The 19,468-nt window shown below is 57.2% G+C and carries 14 protein-coding genes; 8 read left to right on the plus strand and 6 right to left on the minus strand.

Translation table 11 applies throughout. The features are described from left to right. Positions 1–47: 47 nt before the first annotated feature. Positions 48–5,216 (minus strand): dermonecrotic toxin domain-containing protein, encoded by a 5,169-nt coding sequence (locus tag K3169_RS20555; RefSeq protein WP_263267761.1) that lies wholly within the window; start codon positions 5,214–5,216, stop codon positions 48–50. Positions 5,217–5,343: 127 nt separating this feature from the next. Beyond that, positions 5,344–5,907: an NADPH-dependent FMN reductase gene (locus K3169_RS20560; protein WP_099267264.1), complete on the minus strand. Its 564-nt coding sequence runs from the start codon at positions 5,905–5,907 to the stop codon at positions 5,344–5,346. A gap of 292 nt (positions 5,908–6,199) precedes the next feature. On the opposite strand from K3169_RS20560, the gene K3169_RS20565 reads away from it, so the two are divergent. After that, positions 6,200–6,409 carry a hypothetical protein gene (locus K3169_RS20565; protein ID WP_027902834.1) on the plus strand — a complete coding sequence of 70 codons (210 nt, stop codon included), beginning with the start codon at positions 6,200–6,202 and terminating at the stop codon, positions 6,407–6,409. Between the two features lie 299 nt (positions 6,410–6,708). Here the strand turns inward: K3169_RS20565 and K3169_RS20570 are convergent, their stop codons facing one another. The 4 genes from K3169_RS20570 to K3169_RS20585 are packed head-to-tail and all read right to left on the minus strand — an operon-like array spanning position 6,709 to position 9,296. Then, a complete protein-coding gene (locus K3169_RS20570) occupies positions 6,709–7,254 on the minus strand; it encodes a GNAT family N-acetyltransferase (protein WP_231678033.1) in 546 nt (181 codons plus the stop codon). 45 nt (positions 7,255–7,299) lie between these two features. Further along, positions 7,300–8,061, minus strand: coding sequence for a DNA polymerase III subunit epsilon (dnaQ, locus tag K3169_RS20575; RefSeq protein ID WP_255879895.1), 762 nt, complete (start codon positions 8,059–8,061; stop codon positions 7,300–7,302). Further along, the gene (gene rnhA / locus K3169_RS20580; protein WP_027902837.1) at positions 8,054–8,506 is read right to left on the minus strand and encodes a ribonuclease HI; all 453 of its coding nucleotides are present in this window, start codon (positions 8,504–8,506) and stop codon (positions 8,054–8,056) included. Before rnhA ends, dnaQ begins: the two co-directional genes overlap by 8 nt. A gap of 28 nt (positions 8,507–8,534) precedes the next feature. After that, positions 8,535–9,296: a class I SAM-dependent methyltransferase gene (locus tag K3169_RS20585; protein ID WP_027902838.1), complete on the minus strand. Its 762-nt coding sequence runs from the start codon at positions 9,294–9,296 to the stop codon at positions 8,535–8,537. Positions 9,297–9,366: 70 nt separating this feature from the next. Here K3169_RS20585 and gloB point away from each other — a divergent pair, with 70 nt between their 5' ends. From gloB to K3169_RS20620, 7 genes are all read left to right on the plus strand, one after another. Then, positions 9,367–10,146, plus strand: coding sequence for a hydroxyacylglutathione hydrolase (gloB, locus tag K3169_RS20590; RefSeq protein ID WP_263267766.1), 780 nt, complete (start codon positions 9,367–9,369; stop codon positions 10,144–10,146). 99 nt (positions 10,147–10,245) lie between these two features. Beyond that, a complete protein-coding gene (locus K3169_RS20595) occupies positions 10,246–11,832 on the plus strand; it encodes a lytic transglycosylase domain-containing protein (protein ID WP_231678031.1) in 1,587 nt (528 codons plus the stop codon). A 248-nt stretch (positions 11,833–12,080) separates the two neighbouring features. Then, positions 12,081–13,910, plus strand: a complete 1,830-nt coding sequence (locus K3169_RS20600; protein WP_231678030.1) for an extracellular solute-binding protein — start codon at positions 12,081–12,083, stop codon at positions 13,908–13,910. After that, positions 13,907–15,760, plus strand: coding sequence for an extracellular solute-binding protein (locus K3169_RS20605; protein WP_263267768.1), 1,854 nt, complete (start codon positions 13,907–13,909; stop codon positions 15,758–15,760). Before K3169_RS20600 ends, K3169_RS20605 begins: the two co-directional genes overlap by 4 nt. 1 nt (position 15,761) lies before the next feature. Then, on the plus strand, positions 15,762–16,835 hold the full coding sequence (locus K3169_RS20610; protein ID WP_027902843.1) for a microcin C ABC transporter permease YejB: 1,074 nt from the start codon (positions 15,762–15,764) through the stop codon (positions 16,833–16,835). A gap of 1 nt (position 16,836) precedes the next feature. Beyond that, complete coding sequence (locus tag K3169_RS20615; protein ID WP_027902844.1) at positions 16,837–17,856, plus strand: ABC transporter permease; 1,020 nt, start codon at positions 16,837–16,839, stop codon at positions 17,854–17,856. Position 17,857: 1 nt separating this feature from the next. Continuing rightward, positions 17,858–19,468, plus strand: coding sequence for an ABC transporter ATP-binding protein (locus K3169_RS20620; protein WP_263267770.1), 1,611 nt, complete (start codon positions 17,858–17,860; stop codon positions 19,466–19,468).

The raw sequence follows: 19,468 nt of genomic DNA on the forward strand, positions 1-19,468 counted from the left end.
TCCCGGCTAAAGCCGGTCCCACCCCATCATCAGGTCAAGTCACCGAGTCAAAACCGTTGACGCCCCAGCAGTGTCACCAGCAACGCTACGGAATCGGCATTGGCCATTATCACTTCGGCGCGTATCAGCGCATCGTCAAGGAATATGTCTCGTGCAGCGTCAAGGTTGGGGGCGTCAGTCAATTTCAGCACCTTGGCCTTGGCTCCGCCATCGGCGGTCTTGATGTCGCGCGAGGTCCCGCTCTCCTCTTCCACCTTGAACAGCTCATCACGAGGGGTCAGATGCGAAAGCCGGCTCTGGACTCTGACCTGCTCCCTCTTCAGGCGCATGCGGTACTCGCCAATATCCTCGAGCAGGTCTAAATACGGTCTGTCCGAGTCCAGATAAGCGATATCTTCCGTTTTCCCGGCAATATGGGAAAGCTCATGAATCAAGGCCGTTGCACGGAAATGGACACCGGCATTAAATCCACCCAACCTCGATTGCGCGGACTTCAGGCGCACAAACGGCGTACCGAAAAACCGCTCACTCAGAAACACTCTTTTCAGCGGATCATCTGTGTAAGTGAATGCGGTGACATCCCGGGAGTCGATTTTGTTGGTGCCCACCACGTAACGTTGTGATGAATGCGGGGAAAGCGTGGGGTCGAGTAGCAGTCGATAAATATCAGTAATCGCCAGTTTAACGGGAATGACAAGCGCATTACTTAACGCCCTGACGCCAAAGAAATCCTTGAAAATTTGCTCGACGCGAGGATCAAGAACACGATTGGGGGGCCGTAGGGTCAGGTTATCAAGGGCGTTCCTGAGGTAGACCCTGGCTTGCCGATGAGCCTCGACCAGTTGCGTGGACTTCAGCGGATACAACCGCTGAATCTCGGCCACCCCATTGGCGTCCACTGTAAAAATATCTTCGACGTTGTAATTAATCATATTGGTCTTGAGTCGAGTCAGCGCCCCGCCGTTACGCCGCCTGCCAACGCCCGTACCAAACATCCAGTGTTGCTGGCCATCAAGGATGATCTGAGGCCCCTCTGCTTCGTTTGCAATAACGTGCCACCCACCGGGTCCGCTCCGCACCTCGTAAACCCTGCCGGACACAGCAGCATATTGCTTGCGGGTCGCAGGATTGTTGAAAACGTGCCGTGTATTATCTTTTTCCAGCTGGCTCAGAGAAACGTCGTGGACCTCAAACTTGCGCAACAGGACTTCAAGGCCCTGCTGCATCTGCGGGTCATACCATTGATGTTCGGACACCTCGTCAGGATCGCTGTCGCTGTCCTGAAGTTGCACTGTGCCCTCACTCAACTGCTGCCCCGTAGTAATCAGCACCAGCAAGGCCGCCGCAAACTCAGCAACGGCCTCACCCCACTGTTTATCCTTGGCTGAGTCCAGCGATGAATGTAATAGATCCTTGGCCTGCCATAAGCTCACCAGCCCGCCGACCCTGCCGGGTAAAAACGTCAGCGACTGCTCCACGCCCAGTAACATCAAATGATGCCAATCAGCGCGGTCGGCCTCAGCCGTACTGACGCTCTTTTTTCTGGCCATGAGCAGCATCACCTCTTGCGCAGCCCGAAACAGACTTAACAGAAAGTTTTCCTGAACCGCCTCGACCTTTAATTGCACCGGGGCTGGGTTAGAGTCGCCCAAATCCGTAAAGCCGCCAGTAACCCAGGAAAGACGAGGGGTCAGAAACCCTCCTCGTTGATAGACAAAACGCACGCTTGGATCCAGACGCTCCAGCACCAACGCTTGTAACTCGGCACTGGTCTGCAACTCGGTTAGAAATTCCCCTTGGCTGGTGTACTCCTTGAAGGTGTAATCAGCGCTGGCAACGACATGCAGAATCCATGGCCCTTTATCCCCATCTTGCGGACCAATCAGATAAATCCCCGTGGCAACATCGGGCAGATAGCCAGGAGCAGGCACCAATTGCAGCGGGCTGAAAATGATGGCTCGTCCGTCTAAAGGGAGTCGGGCGAACCCATCCGGCATATCGATCAGATTTTCGATAAACCCGTAAGCGGTGCTGGTCAATGCGCCCTGAAGCTTTAACTGGAAAGCCATCAGCAGCAATGCACACGGCGCCTGCTCTATAAACTGACCGAGTCGTTCGAGGTAGTCCGGCGAAGTGTCACTGAATTTGCCCTTCAGGTATTGCTGATAACCAGCACCGACATCCAGAGTTCGGGCCATATTGCGCACATAGATAGCATCCAGGGAGGCAGGCAACGGTGTCGCGTTGCTGGTCGAAACACTCAGGGATGCATTCTGGAAACTGGAAAAGTGATTGATGGCGAAATCAGACAGGTTTTCGCTGACTGTGCTGGTTGCCGCAGGAATCGACGAAGGTATCTGCCCAATGCCCACCGGTGCGGCGCTGTAGTGCGTGAGGGTGATCAATATTTGCTCTGGGTCTAGCTGCGCGGCGGGAAAATCCTTTTGTAACCGGTCGCGAACCTGTTCGGCGGTGTATTGATCCAGCGATGCAAGAGAAACCACTCGTTGTCGCGATGTGTAGAGCTGCCAGAAACGCACCAACAGCCCTCTGAATGCTGACATGTCGCTTTCAGGGGCGTTCTTCAGCCAATCAGGCATGAGCCTTCGTAACAGGGTGTACTCAAGCCTACAGGACAACGTGTCAATGACTGTTCGTGACTTGTCATCCGACGCCACCGGAATAAGCATTCTTTTCAGCAGTCCGGCATCGGCCTTCCAGGCAACCGCCGCTCGGTAAGCGGCTTCGATACCAAGGCATTGCCGACTAAGCTCATCCTCGACAATACGCTCGATGAAATCCTCGTCGATCCGCGCCAGATTGATGGTGATGGACGGTACCGCGCTGCGACTGAAAAACGCCAGAAGCCTTGGCTGATCCGACTCTGCGAGCAGGTTCAGCCATCGGTCTCGGGATCCGGGATACGCAAGCCTGGCATTGAGTTCGAGCTGGAGTGCACTGATGCTTTCAAACTCCATGAGGCCGAGCACCGGAGAACATAGCAGCGGCTTGCCATTGCCGCTCAAGGGCTGCTGGAGGACGAACACATTAGTGAGTTGCAAGGGCGGCTGACTACTGTCGTAAATCAGATAAGGAATGGACACTTCGACGGCCTCGAAACCAAATCGCTCACGAAGCTTGAACAGGGGACGGTCCAGCACTTGCTCAAGCATATCCAGCGCGTTTTTACTCACCTCGCTGGATGTGCGGTGCATGCTCAGGGCAAGTCTGATCAGCCCCTCCTGAATCAGGCGCGAGGCATTAGCCGAAATCACTCTGGAACCGCGCACCCGCAATTGCGAACCATAAAACGCCCTGACCTGATCCAGGTACTCCTTGGCAAAGCTCTGCCGGGCGCGGTTCATTACGTGATCGAGCAATTCCGGCGTCAACCATGACAGATGCATGGCGTAAGCAGAATCAGGTGGATCGACGTACACCTTGCAATCCTCAGGCACCGTGGTCTCGCGATGCCCTGTGACCCGATCCAGAAGCAGCACGGATAAACTCACAACGCTGCCATCGTCATCGCGAAACCACATGCGCTGGGCATCCACGGCACCACTGTGCAATACCGAAAAATATCGATTCAGGAGTCTGCGAGCGCATTCAGAAACGGTTGGGTGAGCATCGAAAATACTGTCGACCCGCATGCGTGCATCACGCAGGTAAGTTGCCCACAGCAGCGGCGCAGCCTCGCTGGCATCCTTGATCTGGATACCCAATGCAGAAATTCTCGAAGGTGAACTGAAGCTGGTCCAGAGCTGCTCGGATCCCGCCAGCGCCTCGCTCCACTGTGTTGTCTCACCGGCGATGACCAGACGTGGGTCAATCAGATACCGAATATCCAGTGCAACCTCGAGGGATACCGAGGCTTGAGCGGGGGACTTGAAGGCAGATTTCAGGATGCCGGCAAGGTTGCGCTTTTGTAGTGCAATCGCTGAATCGGCGAGCCTTATGAGTGGAGTCTTGTTCACCGGGTCCAGCCTCAGGTGAACCGCGCCTTGAGCACGCAACAACTTGTCATCGTCGAGCGATGTGTAGTCAAACATTTCGGTGCGGCCCTCGATACCGGCGAAATGCTCAGCCACCGCGCCTACGCTATTGAACCTTCGTAAGCCGCGTTTAGCGCAATACAGGAAAATATCCGACAGCAGCTCAGAGGTGAATCCGATCAACACGACGCCCGCCAGCTTGAGCGGTTCCGCATCGCGTATCGCGACCGAAACCCGCGACATTTCCAAGCTGCCTGATACTCGCCCATCTGCCTGACACAGAGTCTTGAGTTCAGCATATTCAGCAACGGTGACCGTGCAGTCCTGCCGGGCATTCAGCAAATGATGTCGAAAACAACCGATGTATGCCTGACCGAGCACATCACGACGAGTCATACCGTCCACTACCCAGGTGCGCCAGTAATCATCCAGAAGGTTTTCATAAACACCGGTCAGAGTGCCTGAAACCCGGGTGACCGCTCGCTGCCATGAGCTGGCTGCTTCCCCCGTCAGCTCATTGCCTTCGATGTCCAGCCATTGCTGTCGTATTCCGCTGATCAAAGGCGTGCCACAAAAACCCCGTATTGCAACATCAACGAGCGTCTGCGCACCCAGAATGGCGCCTTTTTGTGTGCCGTTATCAGCCTGTTTGATCTGCGCGATATGGGTGAGCACGTTAAGCTGCGAGCCAGGAAAACGAGTGGCAACCTCTTGCTTCAGAGCTTCGCCCACGGCGGCGCGTAGTGACGGCAAACGCTGCAGGCAACGTGACAGCTGCTCAAGTTGCTGCGCTTGCTGATCGACGATCGAGAGCATCCGGTGACCGGACACATCACCTTCGATGTGCTCGTATTCGAATTGTGCCGGGTCGCCACTTCGCAGACCGAACCGCGCGGTTAACCCGGCCACCAGTTCCTGACGAGTGCTGAATCTCTCTACGCCATTGAGGGGGCTACAGAGATAAACCTCGGGGGTGAGATTCGTGGCGTCGCTGATCAACAATGCGCCCGCCAGCTCAGCGTGTATCAGCCCGTCGTCACCGCGGGACAATCGATCAACCCGCGGCGCGCTCGTCTGGTCGTCCCCGGGCTGGACGAGCAGTTCAAGCCACCGGGCCTGCTGGTCGGTGATGCGCCCGGCTTCAAGCGCATCGGCAATGTCCAGCGGCAAGCGCGAACTGAGCGACCCGGAATAGAACCAGGGTGAATCTGTAGATGACATGACAAGTTCCTTTTGCAATGAGAACCCACCGCCACATAGGGCGATGGGTTGAAAGAGCAAAGGAGCTTATCGGGGGTTAAATCATTGCAGACGGTACATAAAGCAGCGCACGCCCAACTCTGTCGGATCAGGCCTTGTGGTTCTGCTCAACCCAGGCGGCATAGGCATCGATGAAAGTTTGCAGGAAAGGCCTGGTCTGCTCGGACAGGGTTCCCGCCGCATCAAAAAATGAACCGGCGTTGCCCAGGTAAGCTTCGGGCTGTTGCAGGCACGGCACGTTGAGGAACACAAGCGACTGGCGCAAATGATGATTGGCGCCAAACCCTCCAATGGCGCCAGGCGAAGCGCTGATCACGGCACCGGGCTTGCCACTCCAGGCGCTTTTGCCGTACGGACGCGAGCCCACGTCAATAGCATTCTTCAGAGCACCTGGAACCGATCGGTTATATTCCGGCGTCACGAACAGAACGCCGTCGGCCGCGCTGATTTGCTGACGGAACGCCGTGTAGCTTTCAGGGCTTGAAGTAGCCGTGTCGATGTCTTCGTTATAAAGCGGCAAATCGCCGATTTCGACGATCTTCAGTTGCAGGTTGGCCGGAGCCAGATCGGCGAGGGCCAGTGCGATCTTCCGATTGATCGAATCAGCACGCAGACTGCCCACTACCACGGCGATTGAGTAAACCTGACTCATGGATATTTCCTTCAACGTATGAAAAGAGCCATTAGTTATAGATCAAGTCGGGGCCAAGGTGCAGATTGCATTGCCGCGATAGAGCATTAAACATCACAAACAGCATAAAACCCGGCCGAGATTATTTTTTAATCGCGGGAAAACTCCGCGTCCAAACAGCGGTCTACTTCGCTTGATTGCGCACTGCGCACTGCGTTCTGTCCGAGTCATGCAGGATATGAACCCGGCGCTCGATGCGCAGTGTTAGCATGCAACAGTAAACATGCGGTTATCTTCAGAGGTTACAAAGCAAATGGCTTCAATCAAGGTTGGACAATTTCATGCACGCGATGCCGAAGGCCGTGTTTATTCGGTGCATGAGTTCCGGGAGCAACTGTCTGAAGCTAGTGGCACGGAGCCTGTTTCAATCTACAAACTGGCGATTGGAGACCGCGTCAACCATCTGGGTGGCGATGAGTTTCAGTTGGTCCAGTCCGGTATTACCATGACGCGTACGTCCTGATAGCACGAGCGCCGTTCTTACGATCGCTTGAGATGTGCAGGGGATTGCTGTGTGCCCTGACACAGGGCTGTTGTGAAGCAAACATTGGACCTGTAGGAGCTGCCGAAGGCTGCGATCGCGGTGTGTCAGGATGGATGCTTCGCAGCCTTCGGCAGCTCCTACAGAAAACGCGTTTCAATCCAGTAGATTGCATTCTGTTTGATAAGAGCAGCTTTAGTTGCGATCAAACCATTGCATCCACAACATCTGCGCAGTCAGAACGCCCACCTCCAGGCTAAAGCCTGGTCCTACAGGGTCGGTCAACTGAGCAACAGATACCAGAAGATCGCGGACTCACGGGTCTGAGGATCGATGGCGCGGTATCGCAGATGATCTACCCCACCGACAACGAATCCATATCGCTCATATAACCGGCAAGCCGCAAGGTTGTTGTTCTGGGTTTCCAGCATGATGCCTGGCAGATCCTGCTTGCGCGTCCAGAACTGCGCCACATCCAGCAATGCCCTCGCCACACCGTGACGGCGCGCTGATGCATCGACAGCCAATTCATCGACGTGCGCATAACCGTTCCAGTGGCGACTCAGGACCATGTGTCCGACGGCGCGCTCGCCCAGCCAGGCAACCATCACCGTACTGTCGGCGGCGTCCCGATAGTCGCAGAACTCCTGAGAGTCGATGCCATAGTTTTTGCTGTAGGGCTCGACCGCTTCGACCTGCCATTGATCAACACTCAGCCCCACTTGCACCGCCGCATAACCACTGACGGTGAATGTGAATTCGCTGTTGAGGATGTAGTCCTCGAAGCATTCGTCTGCAACGCGAATACTCAGTGCCGGATTAGCCAAAGTCGTGAGTCCATTCAGTTGCCAATGAATCGGTCGAGCGGTGTGTTACGCCTGTCGGGCAGCGGCTGCGGCTTCCTGCAACTGCACCCACAACGCCGGGGCACCAGCAGCCTTGGCGATGGCCGCCATACGCACGTCATGCTCAGCGAGGTCTTTTTCACTTGCACGGATGACACGGCATGGCTGACGGTCAGCTGGCAAACGACGAATTTCGGTCGCCGTATTACCTGAACCTTCACCCGACCCGTTGCCGTCACTGGCGTTACCAGCCAAGGACAGGCTGGTCTGGCCGCCAGTCATGGTCAGATAAACGTCAGCAAGAATCTCGGAGTCGAGCAAAGCGCCGTGCAATTCACGGCCCGAGTTGTCGACGCCATAACGTTTGCACAACGCATCGAGGCTGTTGCGCTGACCCGGGTGACGCTCGCGAGCCATCATCAAGGTGTCGAGCACGGTGCAGTGCTGAGTGATATCAGCCCTGTCCTGCTGACCGATCAAGGCAAATTCGTTGTTGATGAAGCCAACGTCGAACGCCGCGTTATGAATGATCAGTTGCGCGCCTTTGATGAATTCGAAGAACTCATCCGCGACTTCGGCGAAGCGCGGCTTGCCGACCAGAAATTCGTTGGTGATACCGTGGACGCCGATAGCGCCTTCATCACTTTCCCGGTCTGGTTGCAGATAAACATGGAAATGCCGCCCGGTCAGGCGACGGCCCATCAGTTCGACGCAACCAATCTCGATTACCCGGTGACCATCGGTGACCGGCATACCGGTCGTTTCGGTGTCGAGTACAACGCTACGCATGTTTGATGCCTCTTACTTCATCCACACCACGGTTAGCCAACTGGTCGGCCCGCTCGTTGCCGGCGTGACCAATGTGGCCGCGCACCCATTTCCAGGTCACGGTGTGGCGATTGACTTGTTCATCCAGCAGTTTCCAGAGATCGGCATTCTTGACCGGCTCCTTGGCAGCCGTCTTCCAGCCGCGCTTCTTCCAGTTGACCATCCACTCGGTGATGCCTTTCATCACGTACTGCGAGTCGGTCACCAGCAGAACTTCGCAGGGACGCTTGAGCTCTTCCAGGCCTCGAATCGCGCCCAGCAGCTCCATGCGGTTATTGGTGGTATTGGCTTCGCCGCCCCACAGTTCCTTTTCAACGCCCTTGCAGACCAGCAACGCGCCCCAGCCGCCAGGCCCGGGGTTGCCCTTGCAGGCGCCATCAGTGAACAGTTCAACGGTATCGCTCATTACAAACATCCAGAATGGGTTGGCTTTGCTATTCAGGCTCGCACGTGTCGCGATTGACCTTGGCCATGGGCAGCGGGATCAGCTTGCCCATCGGCTCGCGGCGTAATTCCCGCAAAGGTCGCAATCCTACCACCAGCTTGCGTGCAACTAATAAATAGAAGCCACCGCCGGGGCTTTGCCAGCCATCGCCAAGACGCTCAAGACCGGAAAGACGGGCTTGCCAGCTCGCGGAAGCAAGCGGCGGACGATAGCACCCGAAGCGGCGCTTCTCCAGTGCGAAGCCCAGCAAATTCAGCCAGTCGGCGACCCTTGACGGGGAAATGCAGCGCGCTTTGTGCAACGCATCCTTGGCAAAAACATGGCGCAACCCCCAGGCGCTCCAGGGGTTGATACCCACGATCAACAGATGCCCGCCGGGCCGCACGCTGCTGGCCGCCTCGCGTAACAATCCGTGAGGCGACAGGCAGAAATCCAGACCGTGCTGCATGACCACAACATCGGCAGCATGCTCACTGAGCGGCCAGGCCTGCTCTTCACAGACAATCTCAACGCCCGGCAGAGGTGCGCCCAGGCGCACATTGCGCTGAACCTGGTGTGCCGCAGGCGGGGTTTCGGCCGAAGGGCCGTAATGCACCAGATAGCCACCAAAAAAGCGCCCGAGTTCTTCTTCCAGAATGCGTCGCTCTTCCTGCAATAAAAGCTGGCCCAACGGGCCTGACAGCCAGTCGCGTGCCGAACTGATCAGCGCCAGCCACTCAGGATCAGCCTGCGCGAATGCTTCATCTGTCATGTGTGATCCTCGCATCGAGCGTCATCAGACTCTAAGATGCCTTATTGTTTCCAGCTAAGCGAACTGCGCCATGATACAGATTGATGCCCTGCCGGCTTTTACCGACAACTACATCTGGTTGTTACAAGATCCTTCCAGCAAACGCTGTGCGGTAGTGGATCCGGGCGACGCTGCGCCGGTCATCGAATGGCTGGAGCAACATCCGGACTGGACCCTGAGCGACATCCTGATCACTCACCATCATCACGACCATGTCGGCGGCGTCGCGCAGCTTAAACAGCTCACCAGCGCCCAGGTATCCGGTCCAGCGACAGAAAAAATTCCTGCGCGAGACATCAGCCTTGTCGATAAGGATCGGATCAACGTGCTTGGACTGGATTTCGAAGTCATCCTCGTTCCTGGTCACACTCTTGGCCACATCGCGTTTTACCACGCCAGGCCAGAGAAGCCGTTGCTGTTCTGTGGTGACACATTGTTTGCGGCGGGCTGTGGACGCCTGTTCGAGGGCACACCGGTACAAATGCACCAGTCGCTGGGCCGTCTCAACGACCTGCCGGACGACGCGCTGGTGTACTGCACCCACGAATACACACTGAGCAATCTGCGTTTCGCACAAGCGGTCGAACCGCACAACACCCATATTGCAGAGCGTCTGACGCAAGTGACGCAATGGCGAAGTGAAAATCGCATAAGCCTGCCATCAAATCTGGCACTGGAACGTCTCACAAACCCATTCATTCGTACCAGTGAAACATCTGTTAAACAAAAAGCAGACGAACGGACCGGGACCGATAATCAGTCGCCAAGCGAGATTTTTGCTGCCTTGAGGGCTTGGAAGGACACGTTCTAAAAAGCGCGTTCTTGAGCACAAAATCGTTGAAAGGTTGACCATTGGCAGGTGGGTTTCTAGAATCGCCCGACATTTTCGCCTGGAACTATCTCCCAGCCAATGTCGTCATCTATACGCAGAACCATTAATTCAGACGCATTGACCCGGTTAGCTCAGGCTATTGCCGTAGCCGTGAGCGCCACGCTTGCCGGCTGCCAGACCACTAGCCACGTCGAACCCAGCAGTAGCCACCGCACGCCCAATCTGGCTGCGGGCATCAAGCAAAAGCCGATCTTTCTCTCTCATAAACCTGCCCCACTCGCGCCCCCGCAAGATGTCTGGGAGCGCATGCGTCAGGGTTTCCAGTTGCAACAAGGCAACGGTCTTAACCCTCGCATTGACCAACAACGCCTCTGGTTCGCCAACAACCCGTCGTTCCTCGAGAACGCAGGCGAACGCGGCAGCCTGTACATGCATTACATCGTTGAACGCCTCGAAGAGCGCAATATGCCACTGGAACTGGCGCTGCTTCCGGTCATCGAAAGCGCCTACAACCCCATGGCAGTTTCTCGCAGCCAGGCAGTAGGTCTGTGGCAGTTCATCCCGTCTACCGGGCGTTATTTCAATCTGCGTCAAACCAGTTTCTACGACGGCCGCCGTGACATTCAGGCATCCACCGTTGCTGCACTGGATTACCTGACGCGCCTGCACGACATGTTCAACGGCGACTGGCTTCTGGCTCTGGCGGCTTATAACGCGGGTGAAGGCACGGTCAGCCGCGCGATTGAGCGTAACGACAAGCTTGGCCTGCCAACCGACTACTGGAATTTGCCCCTCCCGCAGGAAACCAAGGACTACGTGCCCAAGCTGCTGGCGCTGTCCCAGGTGGTGCTTGCACCCGAAGCCTACGGCGTAAACCTGAATCCTATCGCCAACGAACCGTATTTCGACGTTGTGGAACTGAACCAGCGCGTCGACCTGTCCAAGGTCGCCGCGATGGCCAACATCGACGAAGACGAGCTGATCCAGCTCAATCCCGCTTTCAAGAAACGCATGACCATCGACGGCCCCAAACATCTGCTGGTGCCAACGGCCAAGACGCAATTGCTGACCGCCAGCCTGTCGAACATGAAACCTCAGGAGTTGGTGGACTGGCAGCAGTACCGGGTCCGCAAGGGCGACACACTGGCCAGCCTCGCCAGCCGCTATCAGGTTTCAGTCGATTCGCTGAAGCGCACCAACGGGCTGTCCGGCAACAATTTGCGTCTGGGGCAATCGTTGAGTATTCCGACCCAGCCGGGCATGACGCCTTCAAAACCTGTGTTCGAAGAGCTGGCGCGTAACGAAAAACCAGCTCGCAGCAAGAATTACACGGTCAAGAGCGGTGAAAACCTGTCAATCATCGCCAAGGCGAACAAGGTCGACGTCAAGGATCTGCAGCGCTGGAACAAGCTTTCCGGACAGAACCTGAAGGTCGGTCAGACGCTGGTTTTGCAGGACAACAGTGTGAAAGCCAAGAGCACGGCGACCGCCAGTGCAGTACCGGCTGACAAGAAGTCCATGCAGTACAAGATCCAGAAAGGCGACTCGATGTACCTGGTTGCCAAGCGCTTCAACGTAGAGATGCAACATCTCAAACGCTGGAACCCGCGCAGCGGTTCGGCACTCAAGCCAGGCCAGACGCTGACTGTTTATCTGCCGCATTGATGCATCCTCTAGCCCGCCTCGGACCACCCTCCGGGCGGGTAAGCAATGCTGTATCAAGCTTCACTCGAAACCTGTGGGGGCGGATAAAGTCGCCGCAGATGTCAGGGATATCGCGTCCAGCCTTATCGCGGGCAAGCCTCGCTCCCACAAGTCATCTCCCCCGCAAACGTCTCGCTCAACTGCAACCCTTTTTCCTGTCGATACAAGCTGTTACTGTTGACGACCCAAAAGCCCAAGCCGTCTGGATCGTGATACGTCCCTTCCTGCTCATCATCAGCCTGGCCTTGAGCTTTCCCGTCTACGCGGCCATCAGCGAGAGTCATGGCTACGCGCAGTTCGGTGTCCTCAAGTATCCAGCCAGCTTTACGCATTTCGACTGGGTAAATCCCGAGGCGCCGAAGGGTGGCACCTTGCGAATGATGGCTTTCGGTTCATTCGACACGCTCAACCCTTACACTTTCAAGGGCAGCAGCCCGATTTCAACGGCCAACTTCCTGCAATACGGCATCAATGAGCTCAACGAGCCATTGATGGTGGGCACCGGGCAATACGATCCTTCCGGCGACGAACCGACGTCAAGCTATGGCCTGATCGCGCAAAGTGTCGAGTTCAGTGAGGATCGCAGCTGGGTAGTCTTCAACATCCGCCCGCAAGCCCGCTTCCATGACGGCAAGCCAATCACGGCCTATGACGTTGCGTTCTCCTATCGCACCCTGCTCAAAGACGGCCATCCCCAGTACCGCACTGCCCTGCAGGAAGTGCAGCGGGTCGACATTCTCAATCGCCACCGTATTCGCTTCGTCTTCAAACGCACCGGCAACCCCCTGTTGATCCTGCGTTTGGGCGAATTGCCGGTGCTGCCGCAACACTATTGGAAAGACCGTGACTTCAAGGCCACGACATTCGAGCCGCCACTGGGCAGTGGGCCTTATCGGATTACAAAGGTGCAACCCGGTCGCCAACTGGTCTTCGAAAGGGTGAAGGACTACTGGGGCAAGGATCTGCCGGTCAATCGCGGCAAGTACAACTTTGATCGGGTTGAAGTCGAGTTCTACCGCGACAGCGACGTCGCCTTCGAGGCATTTAAAGCAGGCGAGTTCGACATCTACATCGAGCATCAGGCCAAGAACTGGTCCACAGGCTACAACTTCCCGGCTGTAGCCAATGGCCAGGTGATCAAGGCACAGATAGAGCACAAGATTCCGACCCAGACTCAGGGCCTGTTCATGAACACCCGGCGCGCAATGTTCGCCGACGCCCGGGTGCGTGAAGCACTGGGACTGATGTTCAACTTTGAATGGACCAATCGCACCCTGTTCAGCGATGCCTATTCGCGCACCACGAGTTACTACCCCAACAGCGAGTTTTCCGCGACGGGTCTGCCTACCGGTGCCGAATGGTTGCTGCTATCAGCTTATCGCGAGCAATTGCCGCCAAGCCTGTTCACCCAGCCGTTCACCGTGTCGAAAACCGACGGCGGCGGCATCCCCCGTGAAACCCTGCGTAAAGCGCTGAAGCTGTTTGGCGAAGCAGGCTGGAAGCTCTCGGACCACGGACTGGTGAACGCCAAGGACCAGCAAATGCGCTTTGAGATCCTGCTGGTCAACCCAAGCCTTGAGCGTATCCAGCAGCCGTTTATTGAAGACTTGCGCCGGATCGGCGTTGACGCCCGCTTACGTACGGTCGACCGTGCCCAATACAAGCAGCGGCTGGACCAGTTCGATTTCGACATGATCAGCATGACCTTGACGCAAACCCTTAGCCCCGGCCTGGAGCAGTGGCAGTATTTCCACTCGAGCCAGGCCGCCATCAAGGGCAGCAAGAATTACGCGGGCGTGGCCAGTCCGGTGGTCGACGGACTGCTCAATCAACTACTCGCCGCGCAGACACGGGACTCGCAAGTGGCAGCCGCGCGCGCGCTGGATCGAGTCCTGCTGTCTCAGCACTACATGATCCCCAACTGGTACTTGAACAATCATCGCCTGGCGTACCGCAACCGGTTCGCCATGGTCACCACCCCGCCCTATACCCTGGGTTTGCGTGCGTGGTGGATAAAGCCTCTGGAGAAGACCCAATGAACCCGTTGCGTTCCCTGCTCAAGCAGGCTGGCGGCCTGTTGCTGGTCGGCATTGCCTGCACCGCCCAGGCTGCGCCCCAGCACGCCCTGACGCTGTATGACGAAGCGCCGAAGTACCCGGCCAACTTCAAGCACTTTGACTATGTGAATCCAGATGCGCCCAAGGGCGGCACCATTCGCCAGGCAGGCTTTGGCAGCTTCGACAGCCTCAACCCGTTTATCAACAAGGGCGCGCCCGCTGAAGACCTTGGCCTGATCTACGACACACTGGCCCGTTCCAGCCTGGACGAGCCGCTTACCGAATACGGCCTGATCGCGGGCAAGATCGAAAAAGCGCCGGACAACACCTGGGTGCGCTTCTACCTGCGCCCCGAGGCACGCTTCCATGACGGCCACCCCATCCGTGCCGAAGACGTGGAGTTCACCTTCAACACCCTCATCAAGGACGGCGCCCCGATGTACCGCGCCTATTACGCAGGCGTCGAGAAGGTGGTCGTCGAGGACCCGCTGCGGGTGCTGTTCAAATTCAAGGATAGCCACAGTCGCGAGTTGCCGTTGATCCTTGGCCAGTTACCGGTACTGCCCAAGCACTTCTGGGCCACTCGCGAGTTCAACAAAGGCAACCTTGAACTCCCGCTGGGCAGCGGCCCTTACAAAGTCGCCGAGGTTAAAGCCGGGCGCTCGGTGCGCTACGAACGGGTGAAGGATTATTGGGCCAAAGACCTGCCGGTCAACCGTGGCCAGTACAACTTTGACGTGATGAACTACGACTACTATCGCGACAGCGACGTGGCGTTGCAGGCACTGAAAGCCGGTCAATACGACTATCGCCTGGAAAATACCGCGAAGAACTGGGCCGCGGCCTACGACATCCCGGCCGTGCGCGAAGGTCGGTTGATCAAGGAAGAGCTGCCCAACGGCAACCCGCAGGGTATGCAGGGCTTCGCAATGAATTTACGCCGCCCGGTGTTCCAGGACCCGAAAGTGCGTGAGGCGCTGACCCTGCTGTTCGATTTCGAATGGACCAACAGACAGTTGTTCAACGGCTCCTATACTCGCACCAAAAGCTACTTCGACAACTCCGAAATGGCCTCCAGCGGCCTCCCCTCTGGTGAGGAGCTGAAACTGCTCGAACCTTTGCGCGGCAAGATTCCTGATCAAGTGTTCACGGATGAGTTCGTGCTGCCAACCACCGACGGCAGCGGCATGATTCGGCCGCAAATGCGCCGTGCTTATCAGTTGCTGCAAGAAGCCGGCTGGCGCATCAAGGACGACCATATGACCGATGCGCAAGGCAACCCGGTCAAGCTGGAGTTCCTGATGGCGCAGACTGCCTTTGAGCGGGTCATGCTGCCTTACAAGCGCAACCTCAAGGACCTTGGTATTGAACTGACCATCCGCCGCGTGGATGTGGCCGAGTACATGAACCGCTTGCGCTCGCGGGACTTCGACATGATTGTCAGCAGTTTTCCGCAATCTTCATCGCCGGGTAACGAGCAACGTGAGTTCTTTCATTCGGTCAGCGCCGACCGCACCGGCAGCCGCAATTTCATGGGCCTCAAAGATCCGGCAGTCGATACCCTGGTGGACGGCCTGATCAACGCAGACTCCCGGGAAAGCCTGATCGCCCATACCCGTGCCCTGGACCGCGTGCTGCTGTGGGGCTTCTACATGGTGCCCAACTGGCATATCAAAAGCTGGCGGATCGTTTACTGGGATCACCTGGCGCATCCGCAGGCGAAAGCCCTGTCGGATATCGGCCTGTCCAACTGGTGGGTAAAACCGGATGTGAAACCTGCACCGCCGCAGCAGCCGGCACCCGATGCAGACGCCGAGAAGGAGGAGCGCTGACATGCTGGCTTATATCCTGCGGCGCCTGCTGCTGATCATCCCGACGCTGTTCGGCATCCTGTTGATCAACTTTGTGATCATTCAGGCAGCCCCTGGCGGGCCGGTAGAGCAAATGATCGCCAAGCTCGAAGGCTTCGAGGGCGCCACCACCCGAATCGCTGGCGGCGGCTCAGAAGTCTCGGTGGCCGGTTCCAACTACCGCGGGGCCCAAGGCCTAGACCCGGCCCTGGTGAAAGAAATCGAAAAGATGTACGGCTTTGACAAGTCAGCGCCGGAACGTCTGTGGATCATGATCAAGAACTACGCCCATCTGGATTTCGGCGACAGCTTCTTCCGTGACGCCAAGGTCGTCGACCTGATCATCGAAAAGATGCCGGTGTCCATTTCCCTCGGGTTATGGAGCACGCTGATCATGTACCTGGTGTCGATCCCGCTGGGGATCGCCAAAGCCACCCGACATGGCAGCCACTTCGACGTCTGGACCAGCTCGGCAATCATCGTCGGGTACGCGATCCCGGCCTTCCTGTTCGCCATCCTGCTGATCGTGCTGTTTGCCGGAGGCAGTTACTTCGACTGGTTCCCGTTGCGCGGCCTGACCTCGAACAATTTCGACGAGCTGAGCGCGGGCGGCAAGATTCTCGATTATTTCTGGCACCTGGTGCTGCCAGTTACCGCACTGGTGATCGGCAACTTCGCGACCATGACCCTGTTGACCAAAAACAGTTTTCTCGACGAGATCGGCAAGCAGTACGTGACGACCGCGAAGGCCAAGGGTCTGAGCAACAATCGCGTTCTCTACGGCCACGTGTTCCGCAACGCAATGCTGCTGGTGATTGCCGGTTTCCCGTCGGCGTTCATCGGTATTTTCTTTACCGGTTCACTGCTGGTGGAAGTGATTTTCTCCCTCGACGGCCTGGGCCTGATGAGTTTCGAAGCCGCCATCAACCGCGACTATCCCGTGGTGTTCGGTACGTTGTTTATCTTCACCCTGCTGGGGCTGGTGGTGAAACTGATCGGGGACATCACCTACACCCTGGTGGACCCGCGCATCGACTTCGAAAGCAGGAAACATTGATATGAAGTTGTCTCCTCTGAATCGCCGACGCTTCGAGCGTTTCAAGGCCAACAAGCGCGGCTGGTGGTCGCTGTGGCTGTTCCTGATCCTCTTCGTTCTGAGCCTGGGCGCGGAACTGATCGCCAATGACAAACCACTGGCCATTCGATACGACGGCGCGTGGTACTTCCCGGTGCTGGAACGCTATCCGGAAACCACCTTTGGTGGCGAATTCCCCCTGGAAGCCAATTACAAAAGCCCCTACATCAAGGAACTGCTTGAGGCCAAAGGCGGCTGGACGTTGTGGGCACCGATCCCGTTCAGCTACCAGAGCATCAATTACGACCTGAAAGTCCCGGCCCCTGCCCCGCCCTCCGCGGAAAACCTGCTCGGTACGGACGATCAGGGTCGGGACGTGCTTGCCCGGGTGATCTACGGCTTCCGGATTTCGGTGCTGTTCGCCCTGACCTTGACGATACTCAGCTCGATCATCGGCGTCATCGCCGGTGCTTTGCAGGGGTTTTACGGCGGCTGGGTGGATCTGGTCGGGCAACGCTTTCTGGAAGTCTGGTCCGGGTTACCGGTGCTGTATCTGCTGATCATCCTGGCTAGCTTCGTGCAGCCCAACTTCTGGTGGTTGCTGGGCATCATGCTGCTGTTTTCCTGGATGAGCCTTGTGGATGTGGTGCGGGCCGAGTTCCTGCGTGGGCGCAATCTGGAGTACGTACGCGCAGCCCGTGCACTGGGCATGGAAAACGGCGCGATCATGTTCCGCCATATCCTGCCCAACGCCATGGTCTCGACCATGACCTTCATGCCGTTTATCCTCACCGGCGCCATCGGTACCCTGACCGCGCTGGACTTCCTTGGCTTTGGCCTTCCGGCCGGGTCGCCGTCACTGGGCGAACTGGTTGCCCAAGGTAAATCCAACCTGCAAGCCCCATGGCTGGGCATCAGCGCGTTCGCGGTACTGGCCCTGATGTTGAGCCTGCTGGTGTTCATCGGCGAATCCGCCCGCGATGCTTTCGACCCAAGGAAATGAAATGAACAATGACAATCTGATCGAGATCCGCGATCTGGCCGTCGAGTTCGTGTCCGGCGAAGGCTGTCAGCGCGTGGTCGAAGGCATCAATTTTGACATTCGCCGGGGCGAAACCCTGGCGCTGGTGGGTGAGAGTGGCTCCGGCAAATCAGTCACCGCGCACTCGATTCTGCGCCTGCTGCCCTACCCGCTGGCTCGCCACCCGAGCGGCACCATTCGCTACGCCGGTCAGGACCTGTTGACCCTGGACGAGAGAAAGCTGCGCAAGATTCGCGGCAATCGAATCGCGATGATCTTCCAGGAACCGATGACTTCGCTCAATCCATTGCAGTCGATCGAGAAGCAGATCAACGAAGTTCTCGGTCTGCACAAAGGCCTGACCGGCAAGGAAGCGACCCGCCGCACCCTTGAGCTGCTGGAGCTGGTAGGCATTCCGGACCCCGTGAAACGCCTGAAAGCCCTGCCTCATGAGTTATCGGGCGGCCAACGGCAACGGGTGATGATCGCCATGGCGCTGGCCAATGAGCCGGAGCTGCTGATTGCCGACGAGCCCACCACTGCGCTGGATGTGACGGTACAGCTGAAAATCCTCGAATTGCTCAAGGAATTACAGTCGCGTCTGGGCATGGCTTTGCTGCTGATCAGCCATGATTTGAACGTTGTAAAGCAAATAGCCAACCGCGTATGTGTCATGCAGCGCGGTTGCATCGTCGAACAAGCGTCCTGTGACGAATTGTTTCGTTCGCCCCAGCATCCGTATACCAAAATCCTGCTCAGCGCAGAGCCCAGTGGCGGCCCGGCAGCCAACCCGGCTGGCGCACCGCTGCTGGAAGTTGAGGATCTGCGGGTCTGGTTTCCGATCAAGAAAGGTCTGTTCAAAAGGACCGTTGATCACGTCAAGGCTGTGGACGGCATCCACTTCAGTCTGCCCAAAGGGCAGACGCTGGGGATTGTGGGTGAAAGCGGCTCGGGCAAATCGACGTTGGGCCTGGCGATTCTTCGCCTGATCGGTAGCCAGGGTGTCATACGTTTTCAGGGCGAGACGCTAGACTGCCTGTCGCAGCAACAGATTCGTCCGTTGCGTCGACAGATGCAGGTGGTTTTTCAGGACCCGTTTGGCAGCCTGAGCCCGCGTATGTCAGTCGGTGAAATCGTCGGCGAAGGCCTGCGAATCCACCGCATGGGCACGGCGGCCGAGCAGGAAACGGCGATTATCGAAGCGCTGAGAGAGGTAGGACTGGATCCGGAAACCCGGCACCGCTACCCTCACGAGTTCTCCGGTGGGCAACGGCAGAGAATCGCCATTGCCCGGGCACTGGTACTGAAACCGGCGCTGATTCTGCTGGACGAGCCCACTTCGGCGCTCGACCGGACAGTGCAGCGTCAGGTAGTCGAGCTACTGCGCTCGCTGCAAACCAAGTACAACCTGACGTATTTGTTTATCAGCCATGACCTGGCTGTCGTCAAAGCCCTCAGCCACCAATTGATGGTGGTCAAGCAGGGTCAAGTGGTCGAACAGGGTGATGCGCAAGAAATCTTTGCCGCACCGCAACATTCTTATACACAGCAGTTGCTGGAAGCCGCCTTTTTGGCACCAGTAGCTGTCGATTAA

The organism is Pseudomonas phytophila (assembly GCF_025643095.1).
GTDB lineage: Bacteria > Pseudomonadota > Gammaproteobacteria > Pseudomonadales > Pseudomonadaceae > Aquipseudomonas > Aquipseudomonas quasicaspiana.

Bases quoted from the DNA above. Each gene is read 5' to 3' on its own strand.
- K3169_RS20555 (WP_263267761.1), bottom strand. From the start codon at position 5,216: ATGTCATCTACAGATTCACCCTGGTTCTATTCCGGGTCGCTCAGTTCG.
- K3169_RS20560 (WP_099267264.1), bottom strand. From the start codon at position 5,907: ATGAGTCAGGTTTACTCAATCGCCGTGGTAGTGGGCAGTCTGCGTGCT.
- K3169_RS20565 (WP_027902834.1), top strand. From the start codon at position 6,200: ATGGCTTCAATCAAGGTTGGACAATTTCATGCACGCGATGCCGAAGGC.
- dnaQ (WP_255879895.1), bottom strand. From the start codon at position 8,061: ATGCGTAGCGTTGTACTCGACACCGAAACGACCGGTATGCCGGTCACC.
- rnhA (WP_027902837.1), bottom strand. From the start codon at position 8,506: ATGAGCGATACCGTTGAACTGTTCACTGATGGCGCCTGCAAGGGCAAC.
- K3169_RS20585 (WP_027902838.1), bottom strand. From the start codon at position 9,296: ATGACAGATGAAGCATTCGCGCAGGCTGATCCTGAGTGGCTGGCGCTG.
- gloB (WP_263267766.1), top strand. From the start codon at position 9,367: ATGATACAGATTGATGCCCTGCCGGCTTTTACCGACAACTACATCTGG.
- K3169_RS20595 (WP_231678031.1), top strand. From the start codon at position 10,246: ATGTCGTCATCTATACGCAGAACCATTAATTCAGACGCATTGACCCGG.
- K3169_RS20605 (WP_263267768.1), top strand. From the start codon at position 13,907: ATGAACCCGTTGCGTTCCCTGCTCAAGCAGGCTGGCGGCCTGTTGCTG.
- K3169_RS20610 (WP_027902843.1), top strand. From the start codon at position 15,762: ATGCTGGCTTATATCCTGCGGCGCCTGCTGCTGATCATCCCGACGCTG.
- K3169_RS20615 (WP_027902844.1), top strand. From the start codon at position 16,837: ATGAAGTTGTCTCCTCTGAATCGCCGACGCTTCGAGCGTTTCAAGGCC.
- K3169_RS20620 (WP_263267770.1), top strand. From the start codon at position 17,858: ATGAACAATGACAATCTGATCGAGATCCGCGATCTGGCCGTCGAGTTC.